We start from the raw sequence: 7,857 nt of genomic DNA on the forward strand, positions 1-7,857 counted from the left end.
CGTTTCCATCACGAAAGCCAATGTCAAGGTGTTGGAGGATGGCGACAAATGGCTCATCTATAACCGCAAGAAGACCGGAACACTTGCCAGGGTGAAACTCCTGCCCGAAGCATTGGAGCTGATGGCGAAATACGAGGACGAGGCAAGAGATACCCTTTTCCCATTGCTGAGCACGAATCGTGTTCGTATCGATCTCATCACCATCTGCAAGTTGGCGGAAACGAGCAAGACCTATTCCTACCATTCGGGGAGTCACAGCAAAATCTTTTATTGATTGAATATCAGCGAGTTAAATATTTTAAAGAATGTAACTGCTAACGATTTAGAAACGAGCTATATTCTTTTTCTTTCTCAACTTTGCAATATAAAAAGAACGCTTTTAATTCAAGAACAAAGATAAATCTAAAATCTGAAAAACAATACCTTTTGCTATTATTTTACGAATTATTATGATTTATTTATGAGTAGTATAATAGAATCGTAAAAATAATATCATAATGATGTTCATAGCAATGAAAGATCACGTTCGACATATTGTTTACGCACACGTTTGCGATATGTGTTAAAATATCAGCAAAAACAAAAATTTTTTAGCTTATTAGTTGCTTTCTTGGCTAATTTTATGTAAATTTGACGGCGTGAGTCCAAATATGGATTCAATGTGTTCATCAACAATATTATTAACTTATAACATTTGGTGGTATGAAAAATGTATTACTCTTACTAAGTGTTGTTTTTAGCAGTCTGTTTTCAACAGTTTCATTAGCACAGACAGCTAAAAGAATCTCAAAAGACGATGCGTTAGCCATCGCCCAGAAACAATTTGTGGGTAAGGATGTTGACTATTACATTCTTAGTAATAGCACATCTGCTGTTTGGAATATCTTTGTAGATGCCGAACCGATGAAAGGCTGGCAACACGATTGCTATGTTTTGACTATACCTAAGGCTACGACAACAGATATCAATACTATTCGGCCAAGAAAAGTATTGAGGAAAATGCCTCCAAAAGAAGATTATGCCCCTCTACTTGTCAAAAACCGTTATGGTAGTAATGCCAAGTCAAAACCACAGGTAAGAAAAGCAGCTTCTTCCAATGGAAGCAATGAGGTTGCACAAAGAACTTACGCAATAATATTGAGTGGTGGTGTGAACAAAAACTCCAACTATGAGCGTTATTGGAATGATTGTTCTTTTATATACCAAACATTGGTCAACAAGTATAGCATACCAAAAGGAAACATATATCCTATTATGTCAGATGGAGATAATCCAGCGGCAGACATGAGAAGTATATCTGGAGGATACAAATCACAGCCTCTTGACCTTGACAACGATGGTGTTGACGAGATAAAACTTGCAGCAACAAAAGCTAATGTAAAGAACACTTTAGGTACATTAGCCAACAAACTAAACAAGGATGACCATTTATTCATCTTTGTAATAGATCATGGTGGTACAGATGACTATAATACAAATTCATATATCTGTTTATGGAATTATGAAAGTTTGTATGATTATGAATTGGCCACAATGCTTGAGCCATTTACTTCAAAATTTGTAAATGTAAATGTTGTGCTTGGTCAGTGTTTCTCTGGAGGATTTAATGACAATCTTAAAAAGGTAGGTTGTGTCGTTGCATCAGCTTCAACAGGCAGCGAATCGTCTTGGGCTTGCTCGGACATTCCTTATGATGAATTTGTTTATCAGTGGACGTGTGCTGTAAATGAGGCAACTCATAGGAATGTGTCTGTAAAATCCGATGCGGACAAAAATGGTAGAGTGACTATGGACGAAGCTTTTATTTATGCAAAGGACAAGGATAGGGTTTCAGCTGAACATCCGATGTATACTTCTACACCAATTTCTGTTGGGGAAGATTTGGCTTTCACACATCTCGCTCCAGCTGTAGACCTCTATATGAAAGACAATCCAGAGGATACTGGCAAAGAGCCGAATTTGACTACTAATGAGTTTTGGAAGAGTCCATCAATATGGGTTCGCAACCAAGAAGACGGTATTTATGAACATCAAAATCCAGAATATTCATCAGATCATCGTGTGGCTTTTGTAAATGTTCGTGTCTATAACCGAGGCAAGGAAGATTTTAACGGTGAAGGCAAATGGATTCTGATTTACTGGGTTCAGGCATCCACTGGTATTACGCAAAAAGCCTGGAAAGGAAGAGAATTATATGAAAACAAATGGCAGACAGGAGGTGTTTTGGAGGCATGTCCTATTGATGAAAAGATAGAGGCAGGAAAATACAAGGATTTTTCGATGGATTGGAAGCTTCCTTATATGTTAAGGGAGTATCCAGAGGGCAATTTCCATTTCTGTTTGCTGGCAAAAATAATGGATACTCCGTATGATGATGGTTACTCTCCAGAAAAATCGTATTTTGATTTGAAAGGAAGTAATGACCAAGTACAGAAAAACGTAACTATAATTCGTAAAAAAGACACAGAGAAATTTTTCAATGTGTATGTTCGTAACACCTCAACATTGGATAAGGCCTATACACTCGAACTCATTCCTCAGACAGAAGCCGATGCTACTTTATACCAGAGAGCAAAAGTTGAAATGTCCATGAGTCCTAAGATATATGATGCATGGGAACGTGGTGGTTTAAAATCGCAAGATATTGAACTCGTATCGCCTCAATCAAATGCACCAAACTTGCGCAAAGTGAAGTTTGCGTCTCCACAAAGTAAAATACAAAACATTTTACTTAAAGGGGATGAATTTGACATAGTACAATTAAAATTTGATTTTAACAAATACACATTCGATGGTGCAACATATACATATGACTTAGTCCAGAAAGACGAGAAGGGGAATGTTATTGGCGGTGAGACTTTTGTCGTTGAGTCGCCTGTACTTACACTTAAACCTATAGAAGGTCCTGTTGTAACTACAAAACCATTTAAGGATGGATTACTTCAACTAAAAGTCAATAATTCTTCAGACTTTAATAGTCTAAAATGGATTGATGGCAAAGGTGAGACTTTAGGAAACAAAGAATCTATTAATGTATCGCCAAGAATAAACGGAAACGACTATACCGTTGTTGCGATGACGAATGATGGAGAAATTGCAACGCAGAGCATATCTCTGGAGAACTTATATGGAATACAATCAATATCAACTGCAAATGACAATATTGTAGTAAAATTGAAAGAAGCAGCTCCGGATAATGCTTCTGTTGAGGTAAAGAACATAACTGATGGAATAGCGCAAGTGTCATGCCAGATTTCCGCAGGAGCAAATGTTGTTAACTTTGATGGCTCAAATTTATCCAAAGGTGTGTATGTAGTTTGCTATATTGTAAATTCAACAGTTGTTGATCAACAAAAAATTAGAATAGAATAATATAAATAAATGTCACGTGTGATTTATTACAATCACACGTGACCTTAAAATATAATTTGTTATGAAAATATTGCATTTCTTGTTTTTTCTTTCCCTATTTACTACTTCTGTATATGGACAGGAAATTGATACTACTTTTGTTGGAAAAATACAGACGGCCATATTGAACCGTCCTGTTTACAGGTATTCAATAAATACCCCAACAAGCACAGAAGATGACCATGATTTTGTGGGTTTGGACATAACATCAAAGGCAGGAAACTTGGCTGGTGCACTGGGAGACAACATTTATAATGTAGACTCCTTGGTGGTTAGAGGAACTGTGGATGCTGCTGATATTCGTACTCTTTGGGATGCTTCTTTCAAAGGAAGGCTTTCTGTCATAAATCTTGAAAATGCTGAGATAGAGAATGGAATTGTCCCAGAAGATGCCTTTTGGCATCAAAATGAACAGTTGGACCCAAGTGGGGAATTTATAAACACTATCCATCTAAGGAGAATCATCCTGCCAGATGGAGTCAAACGAATAGAAGAAGGTGCTTTCATGTATTGCATCAATCTGGAAGAGATAAACATACCATCGTCCTTACAATATTTGGGAACTTACGCATTTTCGGATTGTGTAAGTCTGAAGACTGATCCATTGATATTTCCTGAAGGCTTTGAAAGGTTTGGACAACTGGTTTTCTCAGACTGTAGTAGTTTGACAGGTAAAGTAGTATTGCCTTCTACCATTAAGGAAATAGATGATGGTGCTTTTTTCAGGTCAAAAATTACGTCTATCAATTTACCAGAGGGACTGGAAAGAATAGGCCTGGCTGCATTTTATGCATGCCGTCTAGAAGAAATATGGATTCCAAATTCTTGCCAAGACCTATCTAGTCCTACTCTTTTTCAACAGAACTATTTCTTGAAAAGAATACATTTACCAGAAGGATTAGACAGGATTCCTAATAGCTTTGCTTCTGCTTGTTTTAAACTACAAGAGGTAAATATACCATCCTCTGTAAAAAGTATTGGCAAAACAGCTTTTCAACAATGCCACTCATTAAAAAAGATAGAGTTACCAAATGGACTTGAAACGATAGAGAAAGATGCCTTCTGGCACTGTGACTCTTTGGAACAGATAGTCTTTCCTGCAACATTGAAAATGTTGGGACAAGAAAGTTGTTCCTACATACCAGAATTAAAACGTATATATTGTATGGCCTCCGAACCTCCTGTATGCGAGGAAAGCACCCTTAATCCGGGGGATACCCCATTTGGCGATTACGATCCAGTTCATAATCTAAGTACTCCCAATGACATTCCGGTTTATGTTCCTGTCGGTACTGCTGAAAAATACCGAAAGGCTTGGGGATGGGATCGTTTCACTAATTTTATAGAGACAGATGATTTCCCGACAGCAATACACAATGTCACCATCGAACACTCTAATTCCAACAATCGAATTTATGATTTAAATGGCAGAGAAGTGATAAATCCGCAAAAAGGACAGGTGTACATTAAAAATGGAAAGAAGACATTATTTGCTTATTGAAATAGTTGAGGAGGAGAAGTAACATTTTCTCCTCCTCATTTATTATCCAAGCATAATGACCATAGTTCCTTCATTACTATTCATTTAGTTTTTCTTTTATTCTTTTCGCTTCATTGCTTAGTTGTTTGGATAGACTATCCTTGTACTCTGCCATTTGTTTCATTTCATAGTGATGATGAACAGAATCCTCGTAAGCAACAATACGTTTTCTAACGTTGTCTATAACATTTTCATCTCGTTGCACATTGAAATGCTTTTCGATATAACGAATATTCGGGTCATCAGATGGTAGTACCATCTTCAATGTCCTATACTTCAAGTCTGCCTCCTCCCAATCTTGGTGCTCTCGCCATTGGGTAAGATTGCCCCAAATGGATATTACAAGTGATAGAGCCATGCCAACAATGAAAAGAAGAACATACTTTGAAGTTGGCTCGAAGCGATGGGTGACAATCTTCTTTTGAGGTGTATTGCTTATGTTGTCAAGTCGCTCTTGCAGGTCTTTTGATGCAGCATCTTGCTCTTGCTTCAGCTGCTTAACCGTATCAAACAAGAGCTTGCTTCGCTGTTCTCTGTTACTTGTTTCTTTCTTGGTAAGGTCGGTAAAGATACAGATAGCCTCTCTTAATCTTACCAATTTGTCAATAGCTTCCCCTTCTTTTACAGCCATAGCAAGAATAGCTTTTTCAAGTTTGCTTGTATCAACACTTACAGAGACCGGAGTGCTTTCCGCCTCTGTATTCTTTGGTGAGGCAGAAAGTTCATCGACTTTTTGCTCCAATCTCTCAACTGTGCCGTAGATGGCTTCTAACATTTCTTCTTTCATGTTCGATTCTAATTTTAAGTTTATGACTTGCATCAAAGGCTAAAGCCTCTTCTGCGTTTCTTCTTTTTCTTCTTGGATGATTCATCCTCTGGGAATTGCTCAAAGGTCTGTGCATTGGCAGGAGCAAAAAGTCCTATGGAAGAAATACCATTCCATGGGTTTTGGCTGCTCTCCGACATGAATGACAACAGCTCGTCCTTGAAACTACCTTGCTCATATTGTTGAGTAGAACTGGCTCTTGCTGATAAATGGTTCTCCATTACCTTAAATCTCGTGTTCAGCTTGCCAAAGCTATAGTCTCGGCTAATCTGCGTACCCTTGAAGCTATATCCATCCTTACTAAAGCGGATGCCTTGAACCTTGGTTCGCTCCTTATCCTTATAGACAAACTCTAAGTGAACACCTCGTTTTGCAAGTTCATTCTTGAACTTCTGCCAACTATCAGCACCTTTCAAGGCCTCCTTGACGGCATTGTGAACCTCGTATTTGGCACGCTCTGCATTGCGCAATTTGCGAGTGTTAGTCTTGCTCTTGTCCGTTCCGTAAGTCAATCCATACTTGGATTTTAGAGCCTTGGTCACTTGCTCATTACGCCTGTAATCGCGGGCGTCTGATATGAGTTTGCCCTCATTGTTGATGCGGTTATACACGATATGACAATGTGGATTGTCCGTGTTGTGATGCCTTACGATGATGAATTGAGTATCGGTGATGCCCATCATCTGCATATATTCAAGGGCTATCTTAGCCATGAACTCATCCGTCAAACGTGGCTTGTCCTCGGGCTTGAAACTGAGTGCAATGTGTCCCACAGGCTTCTTAATCCTTGGATTTAGCTGTCTTTGCAGCTCAAAACTTTGTACTATCTCGGCATTCGTGCCGAGTAACACTCCATCGGATGCAAGGATTTTCGCCTCGTCCTTGCCTGTCACGTAGCGGACGCAACCACCAAAGGATGCACCTTTCTTTAGCTTGCCTATCATGTGGTATCCTCCTTTCTGCCCATACTGCTTGGCTTCGGTTTATAACTTGCTTGGCGATACTCGCCAAGGATTGCTTTCAATCTTCTCAACAAGTCCACCACATATACATGGGTCTCATGGAAACCTCTCTGATGCGACAGCTTGGTAAGTTGGTTGAGGTTGTTCGCCATGCCAATGAGGTTCTTGGCGATGGCTACCGTCTCTGCGTTGTGTCCGCTGACCACCTCGCCGTTCAAGGCGGACTCACGGATGTACTCCGCCAACTTGCGGTTGGCTTTTCTCGCCCTCAGCCTCAAAGCCTCGTAGCTTGGCTTCGAGAACTTTACCGTGACAGACTTCGACAGCTTGCGAACCCTGCCCGTGGGCGGTCTTCCGCCCTTTCTCTTGTCTTGTTCCTGTACGTTTGTCATTCGATACACTGTTTACAGTTGGTACACTCACTTTCTGCGACCGTTGGGAGCAAAAAATCTCCGCCCTCATGGTGGAGCGAGGCGTTTTGGGGTTCCCAAAACATAACCTCGCTCCCTCTCAGAACACGTTAGTTGGAACTACAGCCTTTCAGCTATCCACGTCCAAGGTCGCAGACCTTAATTCTCACAATTTGCGCCAAGCCTCGAAGTCCTCTTCATAAAGGCTTAGGTGGTGGCGCACGATGTTCTCGATGATGCCCGATACGCTCATGCGCCTCCCTCCGAGGATGCGGACGACACGATCAAGACGGTCTCGTACATCGGAACTGACGAAGACTGGCTTGCGGTCGTCAATCCTTGGAACTTGGAGGAAGGTCTGCTGATACTCCTCTAATGTCGCCTTGCGCTGCTTGCCACTGATGCGCTTCTGCGGATTCGGTGGCGATTGAACCTCGTTCGTCAGCTCGTCCTCCATGTTGGAGGTTGTTGCAGCCACATTCTCTGTCACAACTTCTAAATCGGAGTTCTCCACCTCTTCAAAGAAAGAGCTATGTTTTTGGGCATAGTCTTTACCATAAGTGGATGGTTGAAGCGAAGCCATCACCTCCTGTGTCATTTTCTCCTGCTGTTCAGGAAACATTTTCGTTTCTTTTGTTCTTGCCATAGCTTAACTTGTTTAAATTGTTGGTATAGTGGTCACGGTTTGCACCATTGACCGATTGTCGG

6 protein-coding genes and 1 pseudogene are annotated in these 7,857 nt (G+C 40.4%); 3 read left to right on the forward strand and 4 right to left on the reverse strand.

All coding sequences use genetic code 11. The annotated features are described in order from the left end of the window. The 3 genes and pseudogenes from F7D73_RS12385 to F7D73_RS12395 form a co-directional block, all read left to right on the forward strand. Positions 1–274, forward strand: a pseudogene (locus F7D73_RS12385) (site-specific integrase); the annotation flags it as partial. Between the two features lie 428 nt (positions 275–702). Continuing rightward, positions 703–3,372, forward strand: coding sequence for a C13 family peptidase (locus tag F7D73_RS12390; RefSeq protein ID WP_153125151.1), 2,670 nt, complete (start codon positions 703–705; stop codon positions 3,370–3,372). A 61-nt stretch (positions 3,373–3,433) separates the two neighbouring features. After that, on the forward strand, positions 3,434–4,912 hold the full coding sequence (locus F7D73_RS12395; RefSeq protein WP_153125153.1) for a leucine-rich repeat domain-containing protein: 1,479 nt from the start codon (positions 3,434–3,436) through the stop codon (positions 4,910–4,912). A 76-nt stretch (positions 4,913–4,988) separates the two neighbouring features. Here the strand turns inward: F7D73_RS12395 and F7D73_RS12400 are convergent, their stop codons facing one another. The 4 genes from F7D73_RS12400 to F7D73_RS12415 all read right to left on the reverse strand — a co-directional run bounded on the left by F7D73_RS12400 (position 4,989) and on the right by F7D73_RS12415 (position 7,795). Further along, positions 4,989–5,738 carry a hypothetical protein gene (locus F7D73_RS12400; RefSeq protein WP_194256915.1) on the reverse strand — a complete coding sequence of 250 codons (750 nt, stop codon included), beginning with the start codon at positions 5,736–5,738 and terminating at the stop codon, positions 4,989–4,991. A 32-nt stretch (positions 5,739–5,770) separates the two neighbouring features. Further along, entirely contained in the window at positions 5,771–6,721 is a 951-nt protein-coding gene (locus tag F7D73_RS12405; protein WP_153125155.1) for a relaxase/mobilization nuclease domain-containing protein, read from the reverse strand. Then, entirely contained in the window at positions 6,718–7,131 is a 414-nt protein-coding gene (locus F7D73_RS12410; RefSeq protein ID WP_153119209.1) for a plasmid mobilization protein, read from the reverse strand. Before F7D73_RS12410 ends, F7D73_RS12405 begins: the two co-directional genes overlap by 4 nt. 184 nt (positions 7,132–7,315) lie before the next feature. Further along, positions 7,316–7,795: a DUF3408 domain-containing protein gene (locus F7D73_RS12415; protein WP_153096049.1), complete on the reverse strand. Its 480-nt coding sequence runs from the start codon at positions 7,793–7,795 to the stop codon at positions 7,316–7,318. Between the last annotated feature and the right edge of the window lie 62 nt (positions 7,796–7,857).

The sequence above is a fragment of the Segatella copri genome (genome assembly GCF_009494395.1).
Classification (GTDB): domain Bacteria; phylum Bacteroidota; class Bacteroidia; order Bacteroidales; family Bacteroidaceae; genus Prevotella.

Excerpts from the sequence above, each read along its gene's own strand:
- F7D73_RS12390 (WP_153125151.1), top strand. The coding sequence starts at position 703 with ATGAAAAATGTATTACTCTTACTAAGTGTTGTTTTTAGCAGTCTGTTT.
- F7D73_RS12395 (WP_153125153.1), top strand. The coding sequence starts at position 3,434 with ATGAAAATATTGCATTTCTTGTTTTTTCTTTCCCTATTTACTACTTCT.
- F7D73_RS12400 (WP_194256915.1), bottom strand. The coding sequence starts at position 5,738 with ATGAAAGAAGAAATGTTAGAAGCCATCTACGGCACAGTTGAGAGATTG.
- F7D73_RS12405 (WP_153125155.1), bottom strand. The coding sequence starts at position 6,721 with ATGATAGGCAAGCTAAAGAAAGGTGCATCCTTTGGTGGTTGCGTCCGC.
- F7D73_RS12410 (WP_153119209.1), bottom strand. The coding sequence starts at position 7,131 with ATGACAAACGTACAGGAACAAGACAAGAGAAAGGGCGGAAGACCGCCC.
- F7D73_RS12415 (WP_153096049.1), bottom strand. The coding sequence starts at position 7,795 with ATGGCAAGAACAAAAGAAACGAAAATGTTTCCTGAACAGCAGGAGAAA.